The sequence below is a fragment of the Amycolatopsis sp. NPDC051128 genome, from assembly GCF_040682715.1.
Lineage (GTDB): Bacteria > Actinomycetota > Actinomycetes > Mycobacteriales > Pseudonocardiaceae > Amycolatopsis.
In genome coordinates, this window is record NZ_JBFBBN010000035.1 from 16,662 (window position 1) to 42,137 (window position 25,476).

Here is a 25,476-nt window from a genome sequence, read left to right on the forward strand (position 1 = left end):
GCGTTCGTTCGGGTCAGCGTGCTTGTTGGATGCGGACGAGATTTCCGGCGGGGTCGCGGAAGGAGCAGTCACGGATGCCCCACGGCTGGTCGGTCGGTTCCTGGACGACCTCGGCGTCGCCGGCCTGCACCCGCTCGAAGGTGCCGTCCAGGTCGTCGGTGGCCAGGTTGACCGCGGCGAAGGTGCCCTTGGTCATCATTTCCGTGATGGTCCGGCGTTCCTCGTCGGACAGGTCCGTGTACGCGGCGCCCGTCGGCTGCAGGACGAGCGACGTGTCGGGCTGGCCGGGCAGGCCGATCGTCAGCCAGTGCTGGCCGCCGTAGTCGACGTCGTTGCGCACCTCGAAGCCGAGGGTGTCGCGGTAGAAGGCCAGCGAAGCCTTGTGGTCGTGGTGGGGGAGGAAGGTCTGATGAATGGTAAGGTTCATGGGAATCACGCTACTTTCGGGTGCCCGGCCGGAGCTTCTCGATTCCTGATCGCTTCGGCGGCTCGCCGGTAATCGTGCGGCGAAAGGCCATAAGCGTCCCGGAACCGGCGGACGAATTGCGCGACGGGCAAGTCCACTGTGCTCGCCAGCGCTTCGATGTCCAGCGGTCGCGCGTATCCGGTGTCGATCCGGTCGCGGACGCGCCGCAGCAGCGCCAGCTCACGCAGGTGCTCCCGCGCGGCGATCTGCAGGCTCAGGCACATGTTCGGTCCTTTCTCGGGGTCCGCCCGAGCACCGCCCGGGCCGCGATCGGGAGCAGCAGGAGGGTCAGCACCCCGGACAGCACCAGTCCGCCGGTGGTGCCGGCCAGTTCGATCAGGGGGCCGCCCAGCGCCAGGCCCAGCGGGGCGGCCACCGTGGCGCCGGTCGTCCAGAGGGTGACGACCTGCTGCTGTTCGCCCGGGGCCAGTCCCGACTGCAGGAAGCTGTACGCGACCGGCGTGAACGGCGCGTACACCAGGCCGCCCAGGCCGAAGACGAGCAGCGCCCAGGTGAGGTCGCCGACCAGCGCGAGCGCGATCGGGCACAGGGCCCACAGGCCGATGATCGCGATCAGCAAGGGCCGCTGGGGCAGGTTCCGCAGCTGGTTGACGAGCGTGGCCCCCAGGAAGGCCCCGGCCCCGAGCGCGCCCCACAGCAGCCCCAGGCCGGACGCGCCGGCGTGCAGCGTCCCGCTCACGTACAGCGGGAGAGCCACTTCGATGGGCATATAGAAGAAGTTGAAGAAGAACTCCACCACCAGCAGCCGCGCGGCGACCGGACGGCGGCGCAGGATCCGCCAGCCCGATTGGCGGTCTTCGGGACGGCGAAGCGCGTCACGGTCTTCGGTGCCCCGCGGAACGCAGAGCAGCGTGGCCGCCAGCAGGATCAGCGCGCCGGCCGCGTCGAAGAAGAGGGCGTAGCCCGCGCCGGTGGTCGCCACCACCACCCCGCCCAGCACCGGCCCGGCGATGTAGAGCGCGAACGTGGTGTTCACCCCGAGCAGGCCGTTGACCGGGAACCGCCCGGCCTCGCCCGCGGCCGACGTCGCCAGCAGCCGCCGGCTGCTCGCCGCGGCCAGCCGGAACGTCGCGCCGAAGAAGAGCCCGGCGATCAGGACGGGCAGGGTGAGCCGGCCGGTGACGGCCAGGACGCCGAGCGCGGCGAAGGTCAGCGACCGCAGGACGCAGTCGGCGATCAGCAGGGTGCGCGGCGGCACGCGGACCCGGCCCAGCCCGATGGCCAGCGCCAGGACGGTGGCCAGGACGAACGGCGCGGCCTCCACCAGCCCGATCGCGATCGCCTTGGGCACGTCGCCGTGCAGCGAAAGCGTCTGCACGGGCATCGCCACCAGGATCATGCCGGTGCCGACGTTGGCCAGGAGGTCCCCGAACAGGAGGCCGGCGACCCGCCGGTCGCGCAGGACTTCGCGGTAGGAGAGGCTGGGCTCCCGGACCTCGGTCAGCGCAGCTCCTGGATCCGGAGGAGGTTGCCGGCGGGGTCGCGGAACGAGCAGTCGCGGAGCCCGTACGGCTGCTCGGTCGGCTCCTGGACGACCTCGGCGCCGCCGTCCCGCAGCTTGGCGAACAGCGCGTCGAGGTCCTTGGCGGCGAGGTTGACGCCGGCGTAGGTGCCCTTGGCCATCATCTCGGCGATGGCGCGGCGCTCGTCGTTGGTCAAGCCGGGGTAGGCGGCCACCGGCTGCAGGACGATGGACGTGTCCGGCTGGTTCGGCGGGCCGATGGTGATCCACTGCATGTCGCCGTACTTGACGTTCTGGCGGACCTCGAAGCCGAGCAGGTCGCGATAGAAGGCGAGCGAGGCCTCCGGGTCGGTGTGCGGGAGGAAGCTCGAGTGAATGGTGACGTCCATAGTGGTCACACTATGAGTGCGCCGACGGCCGCGCTTCTCGATTCCTGATCGGTCTCGTGACCTGTTTGGCGACGCACGGCGGCATTCCCACGGTGGCCGCGGCCTGCTGCTCGCGGTAGACGCTCGGCGGCACGCCGACCAGCTCGGCGAACCGGGTGCTGAAGGTGCCCAATGACGAAAAGCCCACCGTGAAGCAGACTTCGGTGACGCTGAGCTCGCCCCGGCGCAGCAGGGCCATCGCCCGTTCGATTCGCCGCGTCATCAGGTAGGAATACGGTGACTCTCCGTAGGCGCGGCGGAACTGACGGCTGAGGTGCCCCGCCGACATGTTCACGCCGCGGGCGAGCGCCTCGACGTCGAGCGGCTGCGCGTACTCCCGGTCGATCCGGTCCCGGACCCGGCGCAGCAGCGCGAGGTCGCGCAGATACTGCGCCGTGGCGGAGGTGCTGGTCACGGGGAGATCATCCCACATCGAGGGAGAGCAACGGAGCGGTTCGCGGAACCGGGGGCGCCGCCGTGCCCGGCCCCGCGCGCGACGAAGGCCGCCCCGGGGATTCCCGTTTCCCTGGGACGGCCTTCATCGGTGCGACCCCGGCAACTGGTCGACCGTGAAAGCTTTCCGGCGGCATACCCTTCCGCCGGAAAGCCCCACGGCCCGACCCCTGGCCCCGCCCGGTGCGCCGGAAGAAGGCCATCCCGGGGGCGTCGGGTTCCCTCGGGACGGCCCTCTCCTGGCCCGCCGGGCGCTCGGGTCCGTACCCCGATTTCGGGGGCTCCGGGTGGCGGAGCCCACGGTCCGGGGCGAAGCCCCGGTTGTCACGGACGCGAGATGGGCAGGGGGACGCTGGGGCCGGTCACCACACCACCAGCCGCGGAGGGGATGTGGTGACCGGCAAGGGACGGGGACCGCCGCGCGCAGCCCCGTCCCGGCTCTTACCTCCCCATCGGGATGGCCATGGTCGGCAGCGCCCCCGCGGGCAGCGACTGCGCCTGCAGCGCCGTCGTGGGCGGGGACAGCGCGGGGAACGCCGTCGTGGGGATGTCGTTGGCGAACTCGCTCTCGAACTCGCGCTCGAAGGCCTGCTGGTCGAAGCCGCTCTCGAACTCCGGCGGCACCTCGGCCGACAACGCGGCGAGTGCCGGTTCGACCGTCGGGACCTCCGCCGCGGGGGCGGGCTCCGGCTCGGGCACGTAGTCGGGCGCGGGCAGCCGGCGGTCGAGCTCGGCCATCCAGTCGAGCATGGCCCGCGGCTTGTCCCAACAGGAGACGCCGACGAGCCGGCCGTCGCGGACGAAGCCGGTGATGCCGTCCGCCAGCGTGACCGTGTCCTCGGCCAGCGACGGCATGCCGCACATCTGCAGCCGCGTGTCGTACAGCGTCGACCACGCCCGGGGGAGCGGGGTGAACGGCACCGCGCTCGAGTGCCCCATCAGCAGGTTGTCCGCCGCGTGCCGTGCCGACTCGACGGCGTTGATCCAGTGCTCGACCCGCCGCGGGGTCTCGTCGAAGCGCAGGTTCGGCCAGCGCGCGATGTCCCCGGCGATGACGACGTCGGACGCGCCCTCGGCGAACAGCTTCGAGTCGCACAGCACGCCGTCGCTGATGTCGAGGCCGGAGCCGCGCATCCAGTCGACCGACGGGACGCTGCCGATGGCGAGCACGACGACGCTGGCGACCAGCAGCTGGTTGTTCGTCAGGTGCAGCCCGACGGTGTCCTTCGTGCTGATCCAGTGCCGGACCTCGCTCTTCATCGCGAGCTTCGCCCGGTGTTCGTGGTGCGCCTCGACGATGCCGCTGGAGACGCGGTCGCCGAAGCGGTGCAGCGGCGCCTTCGCGTGCCCGACCAGGGTGACGTCCCGGCCGATGTGCCGCATGCTCGCGGCGAACTCGTTGCCGATCAGGCCGGCGCCGATCACGACGGCCGGCTTCTTGCTGGCGTTGAGGCAGCGCCGCACCGCCATCGAGTCCTCGACCGTGCGCAGAATCCGCACGCGCGGGTCGTGCCGCGGCGACCCGGGCAGGTGCCGCGGGTAGACGCCGGTCGCGGCGATCAGGCCGTCGTACCAGAGGGATTCGCCACCGGGCAGGTGCACGACCCGCTCGACGGTGTCGAGATGCGTGACCCGCGCGCCGAGGCGCCAGTGCACGTCGAGGTCGGGCAGGTAGTGCGAAAGGCCCACGTCGCTGGGCCGTTCGGTCCCCATCACCAGCGCCTTGGAGACCATCGGCCGGTGGTAGGGCCGCCGGGCCTCGTCGCCGATCAGGACGATCTCTCCGTCGAACTTCTGTTCCCGCAGGCGTTCCGCGGCGCGCAGCCCGGCGACGCCCGCGCCGACGATGACGATCCGGTCGCCGTCAGCCATCGAGGTCCCCTCTCATCACGACCGCCTGCATCGGGCAGCAGCGAGCGGCCATCTTCGCCTGTTCGATCGTGGTTTCGTCCAGCAGCCGCGTGTGGAAGCGCAGGCGGCCGTCCTGGCCGAGGTCGAACACGTCCGGCGCCTCCATGGCGCAGATGCCGTAGAGCTCGCACCGGTCGTTGTCGACGCTGATCCGGGGCCCGCCACCGGGCAAACGGAGCGGCATGTCAGGCCACCTGCTCTTCCACGAGTCCGATGCGTTCGAGGGTGCGGGCCGGCATGAACCGCAGCATCGACACCGTCACGGCCGGGACGAGCAGCGTGATGCCGCCCAGCCAGGTGACCGAGAGGTGGCCGTTCGCGATCGCGCCGAACCAGGAGTGGATCGCGATCAGCCCGACGGCCGGGTACGCGCAGCGGTGCAGCCACAGCCAGCGCCGGTAGGAGGTGAAGCGCTGCAGGCCCGCGGTGAGGAAGATGGCGAACATGACCTCGAAGCCGACGATGCCCGCGATGTGGCGCCCCTCCTGTCCGGAGCCGAACGGGATGAACATGTAGGTGAAGCTGTACGGCTGGACCGTCAGGTAGGTGAAGCCCAGCGCGTGGATGGCGCCGAAGATGATCGTCGCGGTGGCCAGCACCATGTGGGTGCTGCGCAGGCCCTTGCGGCCGGTGACCGAGCGGATCCAGCCGGTCGCGGTGAGCACGCCCCAGGTGAGAGTCAGCATCGCGGCCCCGTACGACGTCCGGGCGGCGAAGGCCGCGAGGCCGCGGGCGGCCGGGTCGGTCTTCGGCTGGAACTGCTGGGTGAGGAAGATCGTCGCGTCGTGCCAGGTCTCAACCATGGCTACCCCCGGTTCTCGCGGTGGCCGGCCGGGCTGCCCTGGCGCGGCCACGGTTGCCCTTGATCTGGCGCAGCACATAGAACAGACCGCCACCGACCAGCAGGAACAGCGCCCCCACCACGGCGATCTGGGACGTGTCGAGGCCGAGCGGCTCGCCGACGGGTGCCGAGGTGGTGGAGACAGCCGGGGCAGGCAGCGCGGTGTAGTCGACCATCCCGGTGCTTTCGAGCATCGTCATGTGCCGCATGACGGCCTGGTTGCCGACCGTCGCGAAGGCTCGCACGTCGTCGTTGCGGGTGCCGGCGCGCAGCTGCGCCAGGACGGCGAACACCGCGCCGTGGGCCGCGCGCAGCCGGTTGGCGAAGACGCGGTCGAACTCCGGCCCGGGGGAGGCGGCCATCTGTTCGGCGAGCCAGCCGCGCTGTTCCTCCGACGGCTGGTCGGGGACCGGCGAGTTCAGCTTCTGCGAGAGCGCGCGGGTCGCCACGTCGAGGCGGCCGTGGTCCATCATGATCGCGAAGCCGACCTTCTGGACCAGCGGGCTGCCCTTCTCCATGGCCATCATGCCGGAGGGCATTTCCCACAGACCGGCCTGGCGGACCTTGGTCAGCAGCACCGCGTCGGTGTCGGAAACCCCGTTCGTCTGGGCGAGCGAGGTCGAGCCCGGTGCGAGCAGCGACATGATCGCGACCAGCACGAACAGGATCCGGACCAGCGGCCGGGAGTGTTCGAAGACCGACGGGGGCTCGGTCTCCAGCCAGGCGAGCTCAGACGCCGAACGCATTTTGCCTCCACTCGTCCTGGGTCAACGTGATCTTCTTGCCGTCCGGCGCGATCGGGTACCACGCCTGGTCGAGACCCTGGCCGGAGGTGTCGGCCGGTTCGGTGTCGCCGGTGAAGTGGTACAGCGGCCAGCCGGCGAGGGTCAGCTGCTCGCTGCCGTCGCTGCGGGTGATCTGCCCGATCAGCGACTGGTCGACGTCGATCGGCGGCAGGTTGCCGCCCGCCTTGACCGGGATCCACTTCGTGGCGCACGCGCCGTTGCAGTTCGACCGCGAGGGGTTGGGGGTGTCCCGGTCGTACCGGTAGATCGTGTAGCCGGTCCCGTCGACGAGCAGGAGCCCGAGGTCGAACGTCTTGGCCGCCCTGATCTGGCTCTTCGCCGGGTCGTTCGGGTTGGCGGTGATGGGCTGCGGCATCGCGAGGGTCATCGGCGCCTGCATACCGGGCATCTGCATGCCGGCGCCGCCGGCGTAGCCGCCACCGGTGGTGGTGGCCGCGCCGGCGGTACAGGCGGTGAGCAGGGCGAGTGCGGTGAGGCACACGGCGGCGGGAACCACCGGTCGGGGAATGCGGATCACTGCTCCTCCGTTGGGCATGACTACGCGCTGTTGCCGGGGGTGCAACGAAAAAGCGCGCGAAGGATCCACTGTGGATGTTCGGTCCGGAGTGGATGCGGAGCGTTGCGGGGACAACGCCTGTCGGGGGTCTTCGGTAGGGGATACGGACACGGTCCGGAAACGGTTCAAAAAAGTTTTGCCACCTGGTGATGTGGCATTGGCACTAGACGTAGGCCGTCCGGCCCAGCAGGATGTCCCGCGTGGGACGGCACACCCGAGCGCTCAGATCCGTCGAAGATCAGGAAATGGCTGTCGAGCCCAACGACGCCCATGACGATCTGGCGAAGGCGCTCTACCAGGAGTTCGGCGGGGCGCTGATGGCGTTCGCGCTACGGCTGACCGGCCACGACCGGCAGTGGGCCGAAGACGTCGTGCAGGAGACCCTGATCAAGGCGTGGCGGAACGCCGACAAGCTCGACCGCCGGCCGGAGATGCTGCGTGCCTGGCTGTTCACGGTGGCCCGGCGTATCGTGATCGACGGCTGGCGCAGCCGCAGCGCCCGTCCCCAGGAGATCGAGGAGATCGAATCCGACGCGATCTGTGTGCCCGACGAATCGGACCGCACGCTCGCCGCGATGATCGTTTACGAGGCGCTGCAGGGCCTGTCGCCCGAGCAGCGGGAGGCCATCCAGCAGACCTACCTGCGCGATCGGACCGTGAACGAGGTCGCGGCGACCCTCGGCGTGCCTCCGGGCACCGTCAAGTCCCGCATCCACCACGCCGTCCGCGCGCTGCGCCGGGCCTTGCGCGAGCGGGGGTGAACTGAGGGTGGCCGGTTCCGCACACACCGACGTCGCCGCGTACGTGCTCGGCGTCCTCAGCGAGGCCGAGAACACCCAGTTCGAAGCGCACCTGATGAACTGCCCGAACTGCCAGCTCGACCTGATCGAGCTCTACCAGCTGCCGGACGTCCTCGACCTGGTGAAGCGCAGCTGGCCGGAGCCCCCGATGCCCGCGCCCGGCCCGCGCACCCTCTCTCCGGGGCCCCGGGTGCTCCGCGGCCTCATGGAAGAGGCCACCGTGAAGCGCCGCCGCCGTCGACGGCTCGGCATCCTCGCCGGCGCCGCGGCCGCCGCCCTCGTCGTGGCCGGCCCGCTGGTGACCCTCGCCGTCCGGCCGGCCGACGCCGTCCCGCCCGCCGCGCTCGCCGCCCCGAGCGGCAAGCAGCCGCCGGCGGCGGCGAGCGTCCCGGCGACGTCCGTCTCGCCGCCGTCCGCTGCCTCGTCCAAGGCGCCCGGCGGCGGCCAGACCTACGGCCGCGGCAGCGGCAGCGGCGGGTCCGCGGTCAACGCCCTCGTCACCGTTTCGCCGGTGGAGTGGGGCAGTCTCGTCGAACTCGAGCTGCGCGGGATCGTCGGGCCGATCAACTGCCAGCTGGTCGCCGTTTCGACGGCGGGGGAAGACCGCGTCGTCTCCAGCTGGGCCGTGCCGCCCAAGGGATACGGCATCCCCGGCTCGCCCGAGTCGTTGCGGCTGCAGGGCTCCATCTCCCTGCCGATGGACCGGATCGCCCGGTTCGAGGTCCGCGGCGACGACGGCACGGTCCTCGTCGTCGTGCAGCGCTGAACCCTTCTTTTCCGACCGGAACGCGGTGACCTGGGTGAATGCTGTCCGGTTGCGTTCCGCTTGGTAACGAACAGATAACGGGCCGGTCGCTTTTGAACCTCGGGGCACTGAGGTCCGTATCCCCCAATGCATCCCCCGATGCATCCCGACGCCGGAACCAGCGGCACCGGGCGGCGGCGCCGGAACACCCGGCGACCGGCTCCGGTGAATACATCCCCGCGGGTTCCGCGCAATTTCGACCTCAATTATCGGTAGTTCTTGCCCGGGCTGCCGCGCTGCTGAAGTGCGCGCCCGGAAAAACGAACGAGGTGAACTAGTCTATGGCCCGGAACCAGTCTCGGACCCCCGTGACGGGCAAGCATCGCGTCGCCCGCCGAACCAAGATCGCGATGGGCGCGCTCGGCCTGGCGATCGCCGTCGGCGCCCTCGCCGTCGCGGTCGGCACGGGCCGCACAGGTGAGGCCAGCGCGGACGCCGCGGACCCGTCGTTCTTCATCGACATCAACAAGGTTCCCGCCGGCAGCAACGTCAACGCGGCCTTGAAGAAGAAGGGCGCGCAGGGGTCCTTCACCGTCGACTGTGGAACGAACGCGGACGGCGCGCACCACAACCCGGACAACTTCATCGCCCAGCCCGGGATCAAGAACGGTGCTCAGCACCTGCACGACTACGTCGGCAACGTGACCACCGACGCCGACTCGAGCCTCAAGAGCCTTCTCGCCGGTGACACCACCTGCAAGAACGGCGACCAGTCGGCGTACTTCTGGCCCGTCATCCGCATCGACCGCGAAGACGACGCGGCCAACGCGAGTGAGAACCAGCAGGCCAAGCAGAAGCAGCAGGGCAAGACCGGCGACGTCCAGCAGGACCAGAGCGCCAAGGACGCCAAGGCCGCGCAGGAGCAGGACCAGCGCCAGCGCAGCGGCCAGGGCGGTGGCCGGACGGGCCAGAACGCCCAGCAGCAACAGGGCGACCAGAACCAGGACGGTCAGCAGCAGGACCGCCAGGGTCGTCAGCAGAACCAGCAGCAGAACCAGAACAACCAGCAGGACCAGAACAAGAACCAGCAGCAGAACAACCAGCAGGACCAGAACAAGAACCAGCAGCAGAACAACCAGCAGGACCAGAACAAGAACCAGCAGCAGGACCAGAACAAGAACCAGGGCCAGGCGCAGCAGGAAGAGCTGGGCGGTCCGCAGGGCGAGAACGAAGAAGTCGGCGACAACGACGGTGAGATCATCGAGCCGGAGTCCGCGGAGCTGAAGTTCATCGGCGGCGGCGCCGAGCAGGTCGTCGCGATGCCGCTCGGACTGAAGATCCTCTACGGTGACGCCAAGCAGAGCACCAACGGCCCGAAGAACGCCCGGCCGAGCTGGACCTGCACCGGGTTCGAGGACCGGCTGACCGACAAGTACCCGATCTGCCCGCAGGGCAGCAAGGTGGAGCGGATCCACGCGTTCCCGAACTGCTGGGACGGCAAGAACACCGACAGCGAGGACCACCGCAGCCACATCGTGTTCGCCGACCAGCAGGGCAACTGCCCCCAGGGGTTCAAGAACGTGCCCCAGCTGCAGGTCACCCTGGTCTACGACGTTCCGCAGGACGTCCAGCAGAAGAAGCAGTACAAAGTGGACGCGTTCGCCCAGGAAGCGCACAACCCGAAGTCCGACCACGACGACTTCGGGAACGTGATGAGCAAGCAGATCATGGGTCGCCTGGTCAACTGCGTCAACTCCGGCAAGGCCTGCGCGGAATAACCGCTCCGGCCAGCCAGCCCAGCCAGTCCAGGAGGGAGAACTTCCGATGAACCGCGCTCACCCGGTCGCTGCCGCCGTGCTCACCGTCGCCGGTCTCGCGCTGGTCGCGGCCTGCGGGACCAACCCGTATGCCACGTCCGGTGCCGTCCAGCCGGTGGTGCTCGGCGCCCAGCAGCAACCGGTGAGCGCGGTTCCGGCCGGCTCCGGGGCGGCGATCACGCCGACGGGGGAGAAGGTGACGGGCTCGGACGAGGCCGCGCAGTCCTCCCCGGCCGCGCCCACCACTGGCGGGACCAACGCTGGCGGGACCAACACTGACGGGACCACCACTGCCGGGGCCAATACTGTCGGCACCACCGACATCGGTGGGCTCGGCCCGGTGCTCACCGACAAGGCGGGCAACACGCTCTACCTGTTCACCAAGGACGGCAAGGACTCCGGAAAGTCCACTTGCGACGGTGCCTGCGCGCGGAAGTGGCCGCCCGTGGCGGCCGGCGGCCGGATCACCGTCGCCGAAAGCATCGACACCGGCCTGATCGGGCAGATCCGCCGGACGGACGGCACCATGCAGGTGACCGTCGGCGGCTGGCCCGTCTACACCTACAGCCAGGACGGCGCGCCCGGCGAGGCGACCGGCCACGGCGTCGGGAACACCTGGTACGCCGTGGAACCCAACGGCTGCAAGGTCGACTCCGCGCGCCGGCCCGACGCCCGGCAGGCGATCGCGACGTCTTCTTCCGGCGGGTACTGACCCGCCCCACGAACCCCGGCCCGGCGGACACTTCCCTCCACCTCACCCCCCAGTCCGCCGGGCCGGTTGCTCCACCGCAAGAACCGCGGGACCCCCGTCCCGCGCCCCGATCCCCGGCCTGGTGGACGTCTTCCCTCCACCTCACCCCCCTTGTCCACCTGGCCGGGATTCCCCACCCCACACCGATCCGGCCCAGCCGGGTCAGCGAAGGAGGAGATCGCGGGAGTCACTCCCGCCCGCGAGTTCCGGCCCGGTGGACGCACTTCCCTCCACCTCACCCCCCAGCGTCCACCGCGCCGGAACTCCTTTCACGCGAGATCCGTCTTCAATCACGCGAGATCCACTTTCAATCACGCGAGATCCGCTCCGGATCCCCGGCCGGTGGCCGCCCCTCGATCACCGGGCCGGTTTCCGCCCTTCCGCTCCACCCCTCGAAGACCCCGGTCCGGTGGATGCTTCCCTCCACCTCACCCCCCTCATCCTCCGGACCGGTGAACGCTGCGGCCCCCGTGCTTACGGCACGGGGGCCGCGGCCCGTCGAGGGCGTCGACCAGTGCGAGGTCCTGCGGCCTCGTCGCCGCCACGGTCCGTGATGGTCCACACCGTTGATCGTCCACAGTGGAGTTTCCGCGCGAAGTGACCCGAACGGCGTACCGCTACGGCACGGTTGTGCTCGCGAGTACTCTTGCCCTGGCCGGGCCGCGGCCGGCTGGTTCGGTTTCTTCCGAGGAGGCGGCGTGACGCGCACGGTCTTCACCGGCGGTTCGGTGTTCGACGGCACCGGCGCGGACCCGGCGCCCGCCGACGTCGTCGTCGAGCACGGCCGGATCGTCGACGTCGGCACGGACCTGGACGGCGACGAGGGCGTCGACTGCGCCGGCACGGTGCTGCTGCCCGGGCTGTTCGACTGCCACGTGCACGTCACGGTGTCGGACATCGGGCTGCTCGCCCGGGTGCAGAAGCCGTTCTCGTACCAGTTCTACGAAGCCGCGCGGAACCTGTGGGCGACGCTGGGGCTCGGCATCACGACCGTCCGCGACGCCGCCGGCGCGGACCTCGGCATCAAGCAGGCGGTGGACGACGGCCTGATCCCCGGGCCGCGGCTGCAGATCTCGATCGGCCTGATCAGCCCGACCGGCGGCCACGGCGACAGCTGGTACCCGTCGGGCCTGTGCGTGCCGCTGCTGGTCCCGCACCCGGGCCGGCCGGACACCACGGCCGACGGCCCCGAAGAGGTGCGCCGGGTGGCGAGGACCCTGCTGCGCGCGGGCGCCGACGTCCTCAAGGTGTGCACGACCGGCGGCGTCCTCTCCCCGCGCGACGACCCGCGGCATGCGCAGTTCACGCCGGAGGAGCTGGAGGTGCTGGTCACCGAGGCGTCGATGCAGGGCCGCCCGGTGATGGCGCACGCCCAGGGCGCGGCGGGCATCAAGAACGCGGTCCGCGCCGGGGCGCGCTCGATCGAGCACGGCATCTACCTCGACGACGAGGCGATCGAGCTGATGCTCGGCCACGGCACGTGGCTGGTGCCGACACTGATCGCCCCGGTCAACGTGGTCCGGGCGGCCGACGCGGGCGTCGACCTCCCGGCGGCGGTGGTGGCGAAGGCCCGCGAAGTGGTGGAGGCCCACCGCGACTCGGTCCGCCGCGCGTACGCGGCGGGGGTCCGGATCGCGATGGGCACCGACAGCGGCGTCGGCCCGCACGGGACGAACCTCGAGGAACTGGCGCTGATGGCGGCGTGCGGGATGACCCCGGCGGACGTCCTGGTGGCGACGACCTCGTCGGCGGCCCGGTTGATGGGGCTGGACGGGGAACTGGGCCGGATCGAACCCGGGCTGCGGGCGGATCTCGTGGTGGTGGCGGGGGATCCGTACGACTTCCCGGCGCTGGCGTCGAACATCCGCGAGGTCTGGAAGGACGGCACCCGGGTCGTCTGACGTTCTCAGCCGGCCGGCGTCGAGCGGCCGGCGCTGTCGGCTCGGCGCGGGATCCGCTTCAGCGCCTGGTTGAGGTGCAGCTGGCCGGCCCCGACACCGCCGACGGGTGCCTCCTGCTCAGAGCTCCGGGTTCAGGAGATCCTTCAGCGCCACGGCGAACTTCGCCGCGTTCCGTTGCGGCGCCAGGTGTGCCCCCGGCATCTCGGTGAACGGCAACCCCAGCTCCAGCGCCAGGATCTTGGCCGGCTGGTAGTGGTAGCGCCCCCGGCTGCCTTCGCCCGCCACCGGGAAGATCTCCGTGCCCGCCCGGCGCAGCGCGCGCAGGTCCGGCAGGTAGTCGAAGAACTCGGTGAGCTCGCGGTCGAACAGCCGGATCCAGTCGGCCTCGTGCGGCAGCCGGATGGTGGGCAGGTCGGGCAGGGCCGCGCCCGCGATCGCGTCCGCGAACCGCGTCACCGCCGCCATCAGCTCACCCGAACGGGCCAGCCGCACCTGTTCCGCGGCCGCCTCGAGCCAGCCGCCCGCGTCCGGCATCAGGTGCACCGCCGGGGGTTCGTGCGCGACCAGCGTCGTCACGCGGTCCGGGTGGCGGGCCACGAGGTCGAGGCCGATGAGCGCGCCAGCGCTCGACCCGAAGACCGCCATCGGGCCGGCGCCCGCGTGCTCCAGCACGGCCAGGGCGTCGTCGGCCTGCCGGGAAACCGGGACCGGGCCCGTGGTGGTGTCGGTGCTGCCGAAGTGGCCGCGCCGGTCGTAGGTGATCACGGTGTAGTCCGCGTAGAGCTGTTTCGCCAGCGCGCGATAGGAGTCACCCGCCCCGGTGCCGCCCGCGATCAGCAGCAGCGCCGGGCCCTCGCCGCCGCGGCGGACGAGGAGCTCGCCGTCCTCCACCGGGCAGCGGCTTTCCGAGATCATGCACCGAAGTGAAGCACAACGGCGCCACGCCGACGTGCGCGGTATGACAGAACGCCGGGCGCTCGCAGGGTCGGCACCTACGGGCTTTCCGAAGCTCCGTCAGAGGCGTTCGATGATCGTCGCCGTGGCGAGGGCGCCGCCCGCGCACATCGTCACCAGTGCCGTCGAGGCGTCCCGGCGCTCCAGCTCGTGCAACGCCGTCGTCAGCAGCCTCGCTCCCGTGCTGCCCACCGGGTGGCCGAGGGCGATGGCGCCGCCGTTGACGTTCACCCGGGACGGATCCGGCGAAAGCACCTGCTGCCACGACAGCGCCACCGACGCGAAAGCTTCGTTGACCTCGAACAGGTCCGGGTCGCCGATGGTCATCCCGGCGCGGTCGAGCACGCGTTCCGTCGCGCGGATCGGGCCGTCCAGGTGGTAGTACGGCTCGGCGCCGACCAGCGCCTGTGCGACGATCCGCGCCCGGGGACGCAAGCCGAGCGACGCCGCGCGGTCGGCGTCCATCAGGAGCAGGGCCGCCGCGCCGTCGGAAATCTGGGACGACGTTCCCGCCGTGTGGACGCCGTCCTCCACGACCGGCTTCAGCCGGGACAGGCCTTCGACCGTCGTCTCGCGGAGACCTTGGTCGCGGCCGACCAGGCGGGTTTCGCCCGTCAAACCACCGTCAGCGTCGAGGACCGGCGCCTTGACCGGGACCACTTCGCGGTCGAAGTGCCCAGCCGCCCACGCGGCCGCCGCCTTCTGCTGGGACGCGGCGCCGAACGCGTCGACGTCCGCGCGCGTCAGCCCGCGCCGGACCGCGATCCGCTCGGCCGCGCCGTACTGGTTGGGCAGGTCGATCGACCACGACGACGGCCGCGGTGACGCGCCGGCCCGGTTCGTGCCCAGCGGCACCCGGCTCATCGCCTCGACCCCGCAGGCCACGCCGACGTCGATGGCGCCCGCCGCGATCAGGCCGGCGACCAGGTGGGTGGCCTGCTGCGCCGAGCCGCACTGGGCGTCGATCGTCGTCGCGCCGGCCGTCTCGGGCAGGCCCGCGTGCAGCCACGCCGTGCGCGTCACGTTGTTCGACTGCTCGCCGGCCTGCGTGACGCAGCCGCCGATCAGCTGCTCCACCAGCGCCGGGTCGATCCCGGCCCGGTCGAGCAGGGCGAGCTGCGCCGCGCCCAGCAGCTCGGCCGCGTGCAGGCCGGCGAGCAGCCCGCCCCGCTTGCCGATCGGGGTCCGCACGGCTTCGACGATGACCGGCACGCCCATCTCGTCCCCTTCGTCGGGAAACACGGTTCGCTAGACAACACTGAGTCGAAAACTAGAACAAGTTATCATTCTGCGCAAGTCGCCGCAGGCGCGGCGTGATGTTGATCTTCCTGGGGTGAGCAAGTGCTCACCTGGCATCATCGGTCAAGTAAACGGGTTTCACTGAGCGGTCTTCCTTTGGTTAACACCGTATGCTCTAATCCAACCTAGAACGTGTTTCAAGGCGAACGTGGGAGGCACCGTGGCCGCTCCGCTCATCCCCGCCGGGTTCGACTTCACCGATCCCGACCTACTGGCGCAACGGCTCCCCGTGGCCGAGTTCGCCGAACTGAGGCGAACGGCCCCGGTGTGGTGGAACCCCCAGAAACACAACACCGCGGGCTTCCGCGACGACGGGTACTGGGTCGTCTCGCGCCACGCGGACGTCAAGGAGGTCTCCCGCGACAGCACGCTCTACTCGTCGCGGGAAAAGACCGCCATCATCCGCTTCGACGAGAACATGACCGAGGACAACCTCGAAGCGAACCGCCTGGTGCTGCTCAACATGGACGCCCCGCAGCACACCAAGCTGCGGCGGATCGTGTCGAAGGGCTTCACCCCGCGCTCGATCGCCAAGCTCGAGGACACCCTCCGCGACCGCGCGGACCGGATCGTCACCGAAGCCCGCAAGAAGGGCACCGGCGACTTCGTCACCGACGTCGCATGCGAGCTGCCGCTGCAGGCGATCGCCGAGCTGATCGGCATCCCGCAGGAGGACCGGCTCAAGATCTTCGACTGGTCCAACCAGATGGTCGCCTACGACGACCCCGAGTACGAGCTCGAGCCCCTGGAGGCGTCCACCCAGCTCATCGGCTACGCCTGGAACATGGCCGAGGACCGCCGCAAGTGCCCGATGGACGACATCGTCACGAAGCTGGTCCAGGCCGACGTCGACGGCGAAGAGCTCGGCTCCGACGAGTTCGGCTTCTTCGTCATCCTGCTCGCCGTCGCGGGCAACGAGACGACGCGCAACTCCATCACCCACGGCATGAAGGCGCTCCTGGACCACCCGGACCAGTGGGAGCTGTTCAAGGAACAGCGGCCGAAAACCGCGCCCGACGAGATCGTCCGCTGGGCCACCCCGGTGATCGCCTTCCAGCGCACCGCCACCCGCGACACCGAGCTCGGCGGCGCGCACATCCGCAAGGGCGACCGCGTCGGCATGTTCTACAGCTCCGCCAACTTCGACCACGAGGTGTTCCAGGACCCGGAGAAGTTCGACGTCCTCCGCGAGGACAACCCGCACGTCGGGTTCGGCGGCACCGGTTCGCACTACTGCATCGGGGCGAACCTGGCCCGGCTGCAGATCGACCTGATCTTCAACGCCATCGCCGACGTGATGCCGAACATCACCGAGGCGGCGCCCCCGGTCCGGCTGCGTTCCAGCTGGCTCAACGGCATCAAGCACTACCCGGTCCGCTACGCCTGAGGCGCCGGAATCCGGGACGACACGCGGGCTCGAGCAGCCGGGCTCGCGTGTCGTCCCCGCCGTGGCCGGATGACATGATGACGCGATGGCCCCCCGAGCGAGCGTCGACGTCGAGTTCTCCGTGCGCGTCACCGAGCCAGGCCCGGCGGCGATCTCGGTCGCCGCGGCGCACGCGGACACCGAAGAGCTCCGCGTGTCCTGGCACGGCGAAAGCCGGCCCGTCGAGTTCGAGCACGGGACCCGTGCCGAGGTCTTCGAACTGCCGGCGGGGGAGCACCGCGTCACCTACCACGCGGAGCGCGCGCTGACCGAGCCCGGACCCGAGCCGGTCACGCTCGCCGACGTCGCGGTGTTCACCCGGCCGAGCCGGTACTGCCCGTCCGACCGGATCGCCGGGCTGGTCCCGCCGGAGCTGTTCGCCCTGCCGGACACCAGGAGCCGGGTGTTCGCGATCGTCCGGCACGTCCACGAGCGACTGTCCTATGTGGTCGGGTCCAGCCGGGGCACCGACGACGCGATCGACACCCTGCTGGCCGGCGAAGGCGTCTGCCGTGACTTCGCGCACGTCGGCATCTCGCTGTGCCGGCTCCTCGACATCCCCGCGCGCTACGTCGGCGTCTACGCGCCCGGCCTGTCCCCGATGGATTTCCATGCCGTCTTCGAGGCCGCGATCGACGGCCACTGGTACGTCTTCGACGCCACCCACCTCGCGCCGCGGCGGAGCATGCTCCGGATCTCCACCGGCCGCGACGCCGCGGACACGTCCTTCCTCGCCACCCTGGGCTGCGAGCTCGACTTCCTGGGCAGCACGGTGTTCGCGACGACGGACGCCGCGCTGCCCGAGGAGGACTGGTCCGAGCTGGTCGTTCTCGGCTGACGCCCGCGAACGGCGTGTTGCCCGCACTACGAGACCGAGGGCTGGGTAGACAGTGTTCGTGAAGAGTTCCCCCAAGGCCCCGAGCGCCTGGGCCCGGGCGCGTGCCCGGTACCGGTGGCTGGACCACATCGCCCGCGCGACCAACCGCTACATCGACTGCGGCGGGTACCACTACGTCGCCTCGATCACCTACTTCAGCCTGTTGTCCCTGGTCCCGCTGCTGATGGTCGCCTCGTCGGTCGCCGGGTTCGTGCTGGCCAGCCAGCCGCACCTGCTCGGCACGATGGTCCACGCGATCGTCAGCACGCTGCCCGGCGCGCTCGGCGGCAAGGCCACCAAGCTGCTCACCGGGTTCGTCGAGCAGCGCACGAGCGTCGGGGTGTTCGGGCTGGCCATCGGCCTGTACTCGGGCTGGAACTGGATGAACGCGCTGCGGGACTCGCTGACCGCGCTGTGGGGGCAGAACCGGTCGGACCAGTCGCTGCCGCGCCTGATCGCCGTCGACCTGCTCGCGCTGCTCGGCCTGAGCGTGGCGCTGCTGGTGTCGTTCACGCTCACCATCTCCGGCACCGCGCTGGGCGGCTACCTGCTCCGGCTGGCCGGCCTCGACGACACGAGCTGGGGGCACCAGCTCGTGTCGGCGTCGTCGGTGCCGCTGGCGCTGGCCGCCGACTGGCTGGTGTTCCTCTGGGTGCTGACCCGCCTGCCGCGGCAGCCGGTGGGTGCGCGCAGCGCGGTGCGGGGCGCGATCGCCCTGGCGCTCGGGTTCGAGCTGCTGAAGCAGGCCGGCGGGATCTACCTCCGGCTGATCGGCGACTCGCCGACCGGCATCGCGTTCGGTTCGGTGATCGGCCTGATCTTCTTCATCTCGCTGGTCGCGCGGATGCTCGTCTACGTCACGGCGTGGACCGCGACCGGCTCGGACGCGCCACCGAAACCGGTCCAGCCACCGGCCCCGGTGGTGCTGAAGCCGGTGGTCGCGGCCGAGCGGCCGGTCGCGGTGCCCGCCACGGTCGGCCTGGTCACCGGGGTGATCGGGACGCTGCTCGCGCTCCGCTGGCGCCGTTCCCGGCGGTGAGCGGAGCTTTCCCTATGAAAGCTCCACTTTGCGCAGCAAAGCGCCACTTTCCCTATGAAAGTGCCGTCAGGCGGGTTTTTCGGAGCCGACCACCCACATCGAGAAGTACTGCGACCCGCCGCCGTAGGCGTGCCCGAGCGCGACGCGCGCGCCGTCCACCTGGTAGTCCCCGGCCCGGCCCATGACCTGCTTCGCCGCTTCGGAGAACCGGAGCATGCCGGACGCGCCGATCGGGTTGGACGAGAGCACCCCGCCGGACGGGTTGCACGGCAGCCGGCCGCCGATCGCCGTCTCGCCCGCCTCGGTGACCTTCCAGCCCTCGCCTTCGGGCGCGAACCCGAGGTTCTCCAGCCACATCGGCTCGAACCAGGAGAACGGCACGTAGATCTCGGCGACGTCCACTTCGGACATCGGGTCCGTGATGCCGGCTTCGGCCCACAGCGCGGCCGCGGCGTCGCGTCCGGCCCGCGGGTTCACCTGGTCGCGGCCGGCGAACGTGGTCGGCTCGGTGCGCATCGCCGTCGCGTGGATCCACGCGGCGCCGCCCTCGACGGCGTCCCCGGCGGCCTCGTCGCCGAGCACCATCGCGCACGCGCCGTCGGACGACGGGCACGTCTCGTCGTAGCGGATCGGGTCCCACAGCATCTGCGACTTCCGCACCGCCTCGACGGTGATGTCCGGCTGCCGCAGGTGCGCGTACGGGTTCAGCGCTCCGTTGCGCCGGTCCTTCGCCGCGACGATCGCCCCGACGTGCTCGGGCGCGCCCGAACGGCGGATGTAGGAGCGCACGTGCGGGGCGAAGTAGCCGCCCGCGCCGGCGCCGACCGGCATCTGGAACGGCGGCAGGATGGACAGCCCCCACATCGCGTTCGACTCGGACTGCTTCTCGTACGCCACGGTGAGCACCCGGCGGTGCACGCCCGCTTGGACGAGCGACGCCGCGACCAGCGCCGTCGACCCGCCGACCGAACCGGCGGTGTGCACGCGCAGCAACGGTTTCCCGGTCGCTCCCAGGGAATCGGCGAGGAACAGCTCGGGCATCATGACGCCCTCGAACAGGTCCGGGGCCTTGCCGAGCACGACGGCGTCGATGTCGGCCCAGCCGACCTGGGCGTCGGCCATCGCGCGGTCGATCGCCTCGCGCAGCAGGCCCGGCATCGAGACGTCGGCGCGCTTGGCGCGGTGGTGCGTCTGGCCGGTGCCGAGCACGGCGGTGAGCTGCTTGGTCATCGGGCCTCCAGCACGGTCACCAGGTTCTGTTGCAGGGCGGGCCCGCTTGTCGCGTGGGCCACCGCCTTGCGGGATTCGCCGCGGTGGATCCGCGTCGCCGCTTCGCCGATGCGGGCGAGGCCGGCGGAGAACATCGGGTTCGCGGCCAGCGCGCCGCCGGACGGGTTGATCTTCACGCTTTCGTCGAGGCCGAGCGCGGTCCGCAGGATCAGCTCCTGGTGCGTGAACGGCGCGTGCAGCTCGGCGAGGTCCACGCCGTCGAGGTCCAGCGCCTTGGCCGCCGCTTCGGTCGACGGCGAGCGGGTCAGGTCGCGGGCGCCGAGCACGGGGGAGTCGACGCGGTGCTCGATCCCGGTGATCACCGCCGGCCGTTCGACGATGTCGCGGGCCCGTTCCACAGTGGACAGGACAAGCACCGCCGCGCCGTCGGTGACCGGCGCGATGTCGTGCCGGCGCAGGGGGTCGGCGAAGTACGGCGCGTCGAGGAGCTCGCTGACGTCCTTGCCCGTGCCGCGCGCGGCGACCTCGGCGAGGTCCTTTTCGGACCAGAGGCCGGCCTCCAGGCCCAGCCGCGCCTGGATGCCGGCGATCGAGATCGAGTCCGGCCACAGGGGGGTGACGACGTACGGGTCGAGCTGCAGGGCGAGCACCCGGCGCAGCTGACCGGCACTGGACTTGCCGAAGCCGTAGATGAGCGCGGTCTCGACCTCGCCCATCCTGATCTTCAGCCACGCCTCGTACAGCGCCCAGGCGGCGTCCATCTCGACGTGCGACTCGTGGATCGGCGGGAACGCGCCGATCGCGTCGACCGCGGCGATGAACGAGAACGCGCGCCCGGCCAGGTAGTCCGACGAGCCGGAGCACCAGAATCCGATGTCCTGCTTGGACAAGCCGGTCTGCGCGAAGACCTCGGCGAAGATCGGGACGAGCATCTCCACGCCGTTGGTGGTTCCCTCGGTTTCGCGGACGTTCGGGGCCTTCGCGAAGCCCGCGATCGCGACGTCTGGCATCAGGACCTCACAGGTGGTGGGCGAAGGTTTCGTAGGCCGCGTCCGGCTCGCCGGTCGGCTCGAAGTGGCTGATGTTCTCCAGCGACGTCCACCACTCTTCGCGGGGCTTCCAGGCGGCCCGCACGCGCAGGCCCATCCGGACGTCCTGGGCGTCGCAGCCGAGCACGAGGTGGAGGAAGGCGATGTCGGCGCCGTCGAGCAGGATGTACGCGGCGACGTACGGCGGCTTGATCCGCTGGCCGAGGAACGGGACGTTGACGATGCAGAACGTCGTGACGACGCCGGTGTCGGGCAGCTCGACCTCGTCGGTGGTCGGCACGCCGTCGGTCGGGCAGGCGCCGCGCGGCGGGATGTAGACCTTGCCGCAGGCGGGGCAGCGCTGGCCGATCAGTTTCCCTTCGGCGAGCCCGCGCAGGTAGCGGCTCTCCTCGGGGGACGCCGAGTGCTGGTAGCGCAGGTGCACCGGGGTGATGATCACACTGACCGGCGCGCCTTCCTCGCGGTCGGCGACCGGGGGAGCGGGTTCGGTCGGCGTGGTGTCTTCGGCGTCCACCGGCAGGAAGTAGGCGATGTCGCGGATGTGCCCCACCGCGTCGTCGGCCCAGCGGACGCGGACCCGCTGTCCACTGTGGATGTTGCCGGGCTCGCCCGCGTCGACGGCGTGGAGCATCGCCGTGTCGGCGCCGTCGAGGCGGACCAGCGCCCAGGCGAACGGGCGGCTCAGCGGCTGGCCGTCGAGCGGCTCCGGGCACCACGACCAGGAGACGACGGTGCCCTCTTCGCTCACCGGGACGAACTCGCTGAGCTGTTCGGCGGTCACCGGGTCGTACTCGACCGGCGGGACGTGCACCCGGCCGTCGCTGCCGCGGATGCCTTCGATGCGGTGTTCGCGCAGCCCGTTGACGAACCGGCCCAGGACCGGCCCGGTGGAGCGGGTGTAGTCGAAGCCGACGTTGAGGGGTGCCGCCAGTGGTGTCTCGGTCACGCCCTTGAGTGAAACATGTTCTTTATTTGGCGGCAAGATTCCTCCGCAAGCTGCTCAGGTGAACTTTATAACGTGTTCTAGTTCTCTGGTCATGGGTGTCCTCAGCGGCCCTTGAACTCGGGCTTCCGCTTCTCCGCGAACGCCCGCGGCCCCTCCTTGGCGTCGTCCGACGCGAAGACCTCGACCCCGTACTGCGAGTCGAGCTTGAAGGCCTCTTCCTCGTGGAGGCCCTCGGTGTCCCGGATCGTCCGGAGGATGGCCCGCACGGCCAAGGGGCCGTTCGCGTTCACCAGCGAAGCCAGCTCCAAGGCCTTCGCGAGCGCGGAACCGTCCGGGACCACGTGCCCGATCAAGCCGATGGCCAGGGCTTCGTCGGCCGTGATGTGCCGGCCCGTGAGCAGGATGTCCGCCGCCACCGTGTACGGGATCTGGCGCGGCAGGCGCACCGCCGAGCCGCCCATCGGGAACAGCCCCCAACGGGCCTCGGAGACCCCGAAGCGCGCGCTCTTGCCCGCCACCCGGATGTCCGTCCCCTGGAGGATCTCGGTGCCGCCGGCGATCGCCGGGCCCTCGACCGCCGCGATCAGCGGCTTCGTCAGGCGGCGCCCCTTCAGGAGGCCGGGGATGCGCGAAGGGTCGAACTTGCCGGAGGCGAACGAAGCCGAAGGCGAGTTCTTCGACATCGACTTCAGGTCGGCGCCCGCGCAGAACGCGCCGCCCGCGCCGGTCAGGACGCAGCTGCGGATCGAGTCGTCGGCGTCGACGCGGTCCCAGGCCGAGACCATGATCTCCATCATCTCGCCGGTGATCGCGTTGCGCGCCTCGGGCCGGTTCATCGTGACGACGAGGGTCTGCCCCTCCTGCGAGACCAGCGCGTGCGGTTCACCCACGGAAAACCTCCTGAAGGAGCAGTGCCATTGCCCAGAACGATAACATGTTCTACTTTGAGGGCGTGGCACTCAACATCGCGGATCTTCTGGAGCACGCCGTCGACGCCGTGCCGGAGCGCGTCGCGGTCGTGTGCGGCGACCGGCGGGTCACCTTCGCCGAACTGGAGGCGCGGGCCAACCGGCTCGCCCACCACCTCGCCGCGCACGGCGTGGGACGCGGGTCCCACATCGGGGTCTATTCCCGCAATTCGATCGAGGCCCTCGAGGCGATGATCGCGGCGTACAAGCTGCGCGCGATCGCCGTCAACATCAACTACCGATACGTGCACGGCGAACTCGTCTACCTGTTCACCGACGCCGACCTCGTCGCCCTCGTGCACGAACGCGGCTACGCGGACAAGGTCGCCGCCGTCCTGCCGGAGACGCCGAAACTGAAACACGTTGTCGTGATCGACGACGGCAGTGACGGCGACTACGAAAGCTACGGCGGCGTCGACTACGAGACGGCGCTGAGCCAGCAGTCGCCCGAGCGCGACTTCGAAGAACGCTCGGCCGACGACCTCTACATCCTCTACACCGGCGGCACCACGGGGTATCCCAAAGGGGTGCTGTGGCGGCAGGAGGACGTGTGGCGCGCGCTCGGCGGCGGCATCAACTTCGTCACCGGCGAGTACATCCCCGACGAGTGGACGCTCGCCGAGCAGGGCAAGGCCGGGAGCCTCACGAGGCTGCCCGCCGCACCGCTGATCCACGGCGCCGCGCAGTGGGCCGCGTTCGGGGCGCTGTTCACCGGCAGCCCCGTGGTGTTCGTGCCCCGCTTCGACGCCCACGAGATCTGGAAAGCCGTGCAGGACAACAAGGTCCAGGTCCTCACGATCGTCGGTGACGCGATGGCGCGGCCGCTCATCGAGGCCTACCGCGAGGGGAACTACGACGCTTCGTCGATCGTCGCGGTGTCGAGCCACGCCGCGCTGTTCTCGCAGTCGGTGAAGCAGGAGTTCGTCGAGCTGCTGCCGAACGCCGTGATCACCGACGCGATCGGCTCGTCGGAAAGCGGCTTCACCGGCATCGGCATGGTGGGCAAGGGTTCCGACCACAGCGCCGGGCCGCGGGTGACCTTCGGCAAGGACGCGATCCTGCTCGACGACGACGGCAACCTCGTCGAGCAGAAGCCCGGCGCGATCGGGCTGATCGGCCGGCGAGGGCACGTCCCGCTCGGCTACTACCACGATCCCGAGAAGAGCAAGAAGATCTTCGTCGAGGTCGACGGCGTCCGCTACGTCGTTCCGGGCGACTACGCCCGCTACGAGGAGGACGGCACGGTCACGCTGCTCGGCCGCGGCTCCCAGTGCGTCAACACCGGCGGCGAGAAGGTCTACCCGGAAGAGGTCGAAGGGGCGCTGAAGTCGCACCCCGACGTCTTCGACGCGCTGGTGATCGGCATCCCGGACGAGCGGCTCGGCCAGCGCGTCGCCGCGGTCATCCAGCTCCGCGCCGGCGCCGAACCGGACCTCGGCGCGATCGAGGAGCACGTCCGCGGTGAGATCGCCGGGTACAAGGTGCCGCGCACGATCTGGCTGACCGGCGAGATCGGCCGCTCGCCCAGCGGCAAACCGGACTACCCGTGGGCCCAGCGCTACGCCGCCGAGCACGAGCCGGCCGCGGCCCAGCCCGTCTGAGGAGGACAACACGGTGCGGACACCCCTGTGCGACCGGCTCGGCATCGACCTGCCGATCATCGGGTTCACCCCGTCGGAACACGTCGCCGCGGCGCTCAGCCGCGCCGGCGGGCTCGGCGTGCTCGGCTGCGTGCGGTTCAACGACGCCGCCGAGCTCGACCGGGTGCTCACCTGGATGGACGAGAACACCGGCGGGAAGCCGTACGGCGTCGACATCGTGATGCCGGCGAAGATCCCCGCCGAGGGCACCCAGGTCGACCTGGCGAAGCTCATCCCCGACGGGCACCGCGCGTTCGTCGACCGGGTGCTCAAGGAGCTTTCGGTGCCGCCGCTGCCGGAGGACACCGACGAGCGCGCCGGCGTGCTCGGCTGGCTGCACTCGGTCGCCCGGTCGCACGTCGAGGTCGCGCTCAACCACCCGATCAAGCTGATCGCCAACGCACTCGGCTCGCCGCCGGTGGACGTCATCGGCCAGTGCCACGAGAAGGGCGTCCCGGTCGCGGCGCTCGCCGGGAAGGCCGAGCACGCGGTCCGGCACGTCGAAAACGGCGTCGACTTCGTGGTGGCGCAGGGCTACGAAGCCGGCGGGCACACCGGCGAGATCGCGTCCATGGTGCTGGTGCCGGAGATCGTCGACGCCGTCGACGTGCCGGTGCTCGCCGCGGGGGGAATCGGTTCCGGCCGCCAGATGGCCGCGGCGCTCGCGCTCGGCGCGTCCGGCGTCTGGATGGGCTCGATGTGGCTGGCCACCGAGGAATATCTGCAGACGATGGCCGAATCGGTGGCGATGCAGCAGGCGCTCGTGGCGGCGTCGTCGTCGGACACCGTGCGGACGCGGATTTATACCGGCAAGCCGGCCCGGCTGCTGAAGACCCGCTGGACCGAGGCGTGGGCGGCGCCGGACGCACCCGAGCCGCTGCCGATGCCGCTGCAGAACCTGCTGGTTTCCCCCGCCCACAACCGGATCCACGCGGCGAACGACCCGAGCGTCGTGTCGATGCCGGTCGGGCAGATCGTCGGCCGGATGAACGAGGTGCGGCCGGTCGCCGACGTCGTCGCCGAGCTGGTGACCGGTTACGAAGAAGCGCTTTCCCGCCTGGACAAGACCCGCTGAAAAGCCGTGAATGGC

General features: G+C 70.6%; 26 protein-coding genes. 10 read left to right on the forward strand and 16 right to left on the reverse strand.

Going from position 1 to position 25,476, the window contains the following annotated elements; all coding sequences use genetic code 11:
• Positions 1-13 precede the first annotated feature (13 nt).
• The 10 genes from AB0M82_RS29935 to AB0M82_RS29980 all read right to left on the reverse strand — a co-directional run bounded on the left by AB0M82_RS29935 (position 14) and on the right by AB0M82_RS29980 (position 6,905).
• Positions 14-427 (reverse strand): VOC family protein, encoded by a 414-nt coding sequence (locus AB0M82_RS29935; protein WP_364728744.1) that lies wholly within the window; start codon positions 425-427, stop codon positions 14-16.
• A 5-nt stretch (positions 428-432) separates the two neighbouring features.
• Positions 433-690 (reverse strand): AraC family transcriptional regulator, encoded by a 258-nt coding sequence (locus AB0M82_RS29940; RefSeq protein WP_364728747.1) that lies wholly within the window; start codon positions 688-690, stop codon positions 433-435.
• Positions 681-1,931, reverse strand: coding sequence for an MFS transporter (locus tag AB0M82_RS29945; protein ID WP_364728954.1), 1,251 nt, complete (start codon positions 1,929-1,931; stop codon positions 681-683). Before AB0M82_RS29945 ends, AB0M82_RS29940 begins: the two co-directional genes overlap by 10 nt.
• A complete protein-coding gene (locus AB0M82_RS29950; RefSeq protein ID WP_364728750.1) occupies positions 1,928-2,338 on the reverse strand; it encodes a VOC family protein in 411 nt (136 codons plus the stop codon). Before AB0M82_RS29950 ends, AB0M82_RS29945 begins: the two co-directional genes overlap by 4 nt.
• A gap of 10 nt (positions 2,339-2,348) precedes the next feature.
• On the reverse strand, positions 2,349-2,810 hold the full coding sequence (locus AB0M82_RS29955; protein ID WP_364728753.1) for a helix-turn-helix transcriptional regulator: 462 nt from the start codon (positions 2,808-2,810) through the stop codon (positions 2,349-2,351).
• 461 nt (positions 2,811-3,271) lie between these two features.
• A complete protein-coding gene (locus AB0M82_RS29960) occupies positions 3,272-4,702 on the reverse strand; it encodes an FAD/NAD(P)-binding oxidoreductase (RefSeq protein ID WP_364728756.1) in 1,431 nt (476 codons plus the stop codon).
• The gene (locus AB0M82_RS29965; protein WP_364728759.1) at positions 4,695-4,925 is read right to left on the reverse strand and encodes a ferredoxin; all 231 of its coding nucleotides are present in this window, start codon (positions 4,923-4,925) and stop codon (positions 4,695-4,697) included. The genes AB0M82_RS29960 and AB0M82_RS29965 overlap by 8 nt, the downstream gene beginning before the upstream one ends.
• A gap of 1 nt (position 4,926) precedes the next feature.
• Positions 4,927-5,544 carry a ferric reductase-like transmembrane domain-containing protein gene (locus tag AB0M82_RS29970; protein WP_364728762.1) on the reverse strand — a complete coding sequence of 206 codons (618 nt, stop codon included), beginning with the start codon at positions 5,542-5,544 and terminating at the stop codon, positions 4,927-4,929.
• Entirely contained in the window at positions 5,537-6,328 is a 792-nt protein-coding gene (locus tag AB0M82_RS29975; protein ID WP_364728765.1) for a DUF4142 domain-containing protein, read from the reverse strand. Before AB0M82_RS29975 ends, AB0M82_RS29970 begins: the two co-directional genes overlap by 8 nt.
• Positions 6,312-6,905: a hypothetical protein gene (locus AB0M82_RS29980; RefSeq protein ID WP_364728768.1), complete on the reverse strand. Its 594-nt coding sequence runs from the start codon at positions 6,903-6,905 to the stop codon at positions 6,312-6,314. The genes AB0M82_RS29975 and AB0M82_RS29980 overlap by 17 nt, the downstream gene beginning before the upstream one ends.
• Positions 6,906-7,144: 239 nt before the next feature.
• On the opposite strand from AB0M82_RS29980, the gene AB0M82_RS29985 reads away from it, so the two are divergent.
• The 5 genes from AB0M82_RS29985 (at position 7,145) to AB0M82_RS30005 (ending at position 12,958) form a co-directional block, all read left to right on the forward strand.
• A complete protein-coding gene (locus AB0M82_RS29985) occupies positions 7,145-7,705 on the forward strand; it encodes a sigma-70 family RNA polymerase sigma factor (RefSeq protein ID WP_364728771.1) in 561 nt (186 codons plus the stop codon).
• Positions 7,706-7,712: 7 nt separating this feature from the next.
• Entirely contained in the window at positions 7,713-8,510 is a 798-nt protein-coding gene (locus AB0M82_RS29990) for a zf-HC2 domain-containing protein (protein WP_364728774.1), read from the forward strand.
• 320 nt (positions 8,511-8,830) lie between these two features.
• Positions 8,831-10,267, forward strand: a complete 1,437-nt coding sequence (locus AB0M82_RS29995) for a DUF1996 domain-containing protein (protein WP_364728777.1) — start codon at positions 8,831-8,833, stop codon at positions 10,265-10,267.
• A 46-nt stretch (positions 10,268-10,313) separates the two neighbouring features.
• Positions 10,314-11,018 carry a hypothetical protein gene (locus tag AB0M82_RS30000; protein ID WP_364728780.1) on the forward strand — a complete coding sequence of 235 codons (705 nt, stop codon included), beginning with the start codon at positions 10,314-10,316 and terminating at the stop codon, positions 11,016-11,018.
• 737 nt (positions 11,019-11,755) lie between these two features.
• Positions 11,756-12,958, forward strand: a complete 1,203-nt coding sequence (locus AB0M82_RS30005; protein ID WP_364728783.1) for an amidohydrolase family protein — start codon at positions 11,756-11,758, stop codon at positions 12,956-12,958.
• Between the two features lie 117 nt (positions 12,959-13,075).
• Here AB0M82_RS30005 and AB0M82_RS30010 read toward each other — a convergent pair whose 3' ends face one another.
• Both AB0M82_RS30010 and AB0M82_RS30015 read right to left on the reverse strand, forming a co-directional pair.
• Complete coding sequence (locus AB0M82_RS30010) at positions 13,076-13,873, reverse strand: alpha/beta hydrolase family protein (protein ID WP_364728786.1); 798 nt, start codon at positions 13,871-13,873, stop codon at positions 13,076-13,078.
• Positions 13,874-13,972: 99 nt separating this feature from the next.
• Positions 13,973-15,130, reverse strand: a complete 1,158-nt coding sequence (locus AB0M82_RS30015; protein WP_364728789.1) for a steroid 3-ketoacyl-CoA thiolase — start codon at positions 15,128-15,130, stop codon at positions 13,973-13,975.
• A 241-nt stretch (positions 15,131-15,371) separates the two neighbouring features.
• Here AB0M82_RS30015 and AB0M82_RS30020 point away from each other — a divergent pair, with 241 nt between their 5' ends.
• The 3 genes from AB0M82_RS30020 to AB0M82_RS30030 all read left to right on the forward strand — a co-directional run bounded on the left by AB0M82_RS30020 (position 15,372) and on the right by AB0M82_RS30030 (position 18,553).
• Positions 15,372-16,598: a cytochrome P450 gene (locus AB0M82_RS30020; protein ID WP_364728792.1), complete on the forward strand. Its 1,227-nt coding sequence runs from the start codon at positions 15,372-15,374 to the stop codon at positions 16,596-16,598.
• An 85-nt stretch (positions 16,599-16,683) separates the two neighbouring features.
• Positions 16,684-17,475, forward strand: a complete 792-nt coding sequence (locus AB0M82_RS30025; RefSeq protein ID WP_364728795.1) for a transglutaminase family protein — start codon at positions 16,684-16,686, stop codon at positions 17,473-17,475.
• Positions 17,476-17,533: 58 nt separating this feature from the next.
• Entirely contained in the window at positions 17,534-18,553 is a 1,020-nt protein-coding gene (locus AB0M82_RS30030) for a YhjD/YihY/BrkB family envelope integrity protein (protein WP_364728798.1), read from the forward strand.
• A gap of 66 nt (positions 18,554-18,619) precedes the next feature.
• Here AB0M82_RS30030 and AB0M82_RS30035 read toward each other — a convergent pair whose 3' ends face one another.
• The 4 genes from AB0M82_RS30035 to AB0M82_RS30050 all read right to left on the reverse strand — a co-directional run bounded on the left by AB0M82_RS30035 (position 18,620) and on the right by AB0M82_RS30050 (position 22,668).
• The gene (locus AB0M82_RS30035) at positions 18,620-19,783 is read right to left on the reverse strand and encodes a thiolase domain-containing protein (protein ID WP_364728801.1); all 1,164 of its coding nucleotides are present in this window, start codon (positions 19,781-19,783) and stop codon (positions 18,620-18,622) included.
• Positions 19,780-20,793, reverse strand: coding sequence for a thiolase domain-containing protein (locus AB0M82_RS30040; protein ID WP_364728804.1), 1,014 nt, complete (start codon positions 20,791-20,793; stop codon positions 19,780-19,782). Before AB0M82_RS30040 ends, AB0M82_RS30035 begins: the two co-directional genes overlap by 4 nt.
• A 7-nt stretch (positions 20,794-20,800) precedes the next feature.
• On the reverse strand, positions 20,801-21,778 hold the full coding sequence (locus AB0M82_RS30045) for an OB-fold domain-containing protein (RefSeq protein WP_364728807.1): 978 nt from the start codon (positions 21,776-21,778) through the stop codon (positions 20,801-20,803).
• 101 nt (positions 21,779-21,879) lie between these two features.
• Positions 21,880-22,668, reverse strand: coding sequence for a crotonase/enoyl-CoA hydratase family protein (locus AB0M82_RS30050; protein ID WP_364728810.1), 789 nt, complete (start codon positions 22,666-22,668; stop codon positions 21,880-21,882).
• Positions 22,669-22,730: 62 nt separating this feature from the next.
• On the opposite strand from AB0M82_RS30050, the gene AB0M82_RS30055 reads away from it, so the two are divergent.
• Entirely contained in the window at positions 22,731-24,347 is a 1,617-nt protein-coding gene (locus AB0M82_RS30055; protein WP_364728813.1) for an acyl-CoA synthetase, read from the forward strand.
• A 13-nt stretch (positions 24,348-24,360) separates the two neighbouring features.
• Positions 24,361-25,461 carry a nitronate monooxygenase family protein gene (locus AB0M82_RS30060; protein WP_364728816.1) on the forward strand — a complete coding sequence of 367 codons (1,101 nt, stop codon included), beginning with the start codon at positions 24,361-24,363 and terminating at the stop codon, positions 25,459-25,461.
• The last annotated feature ends 15 nt before the right edge of the window (positions 25,462-25,476 follow it).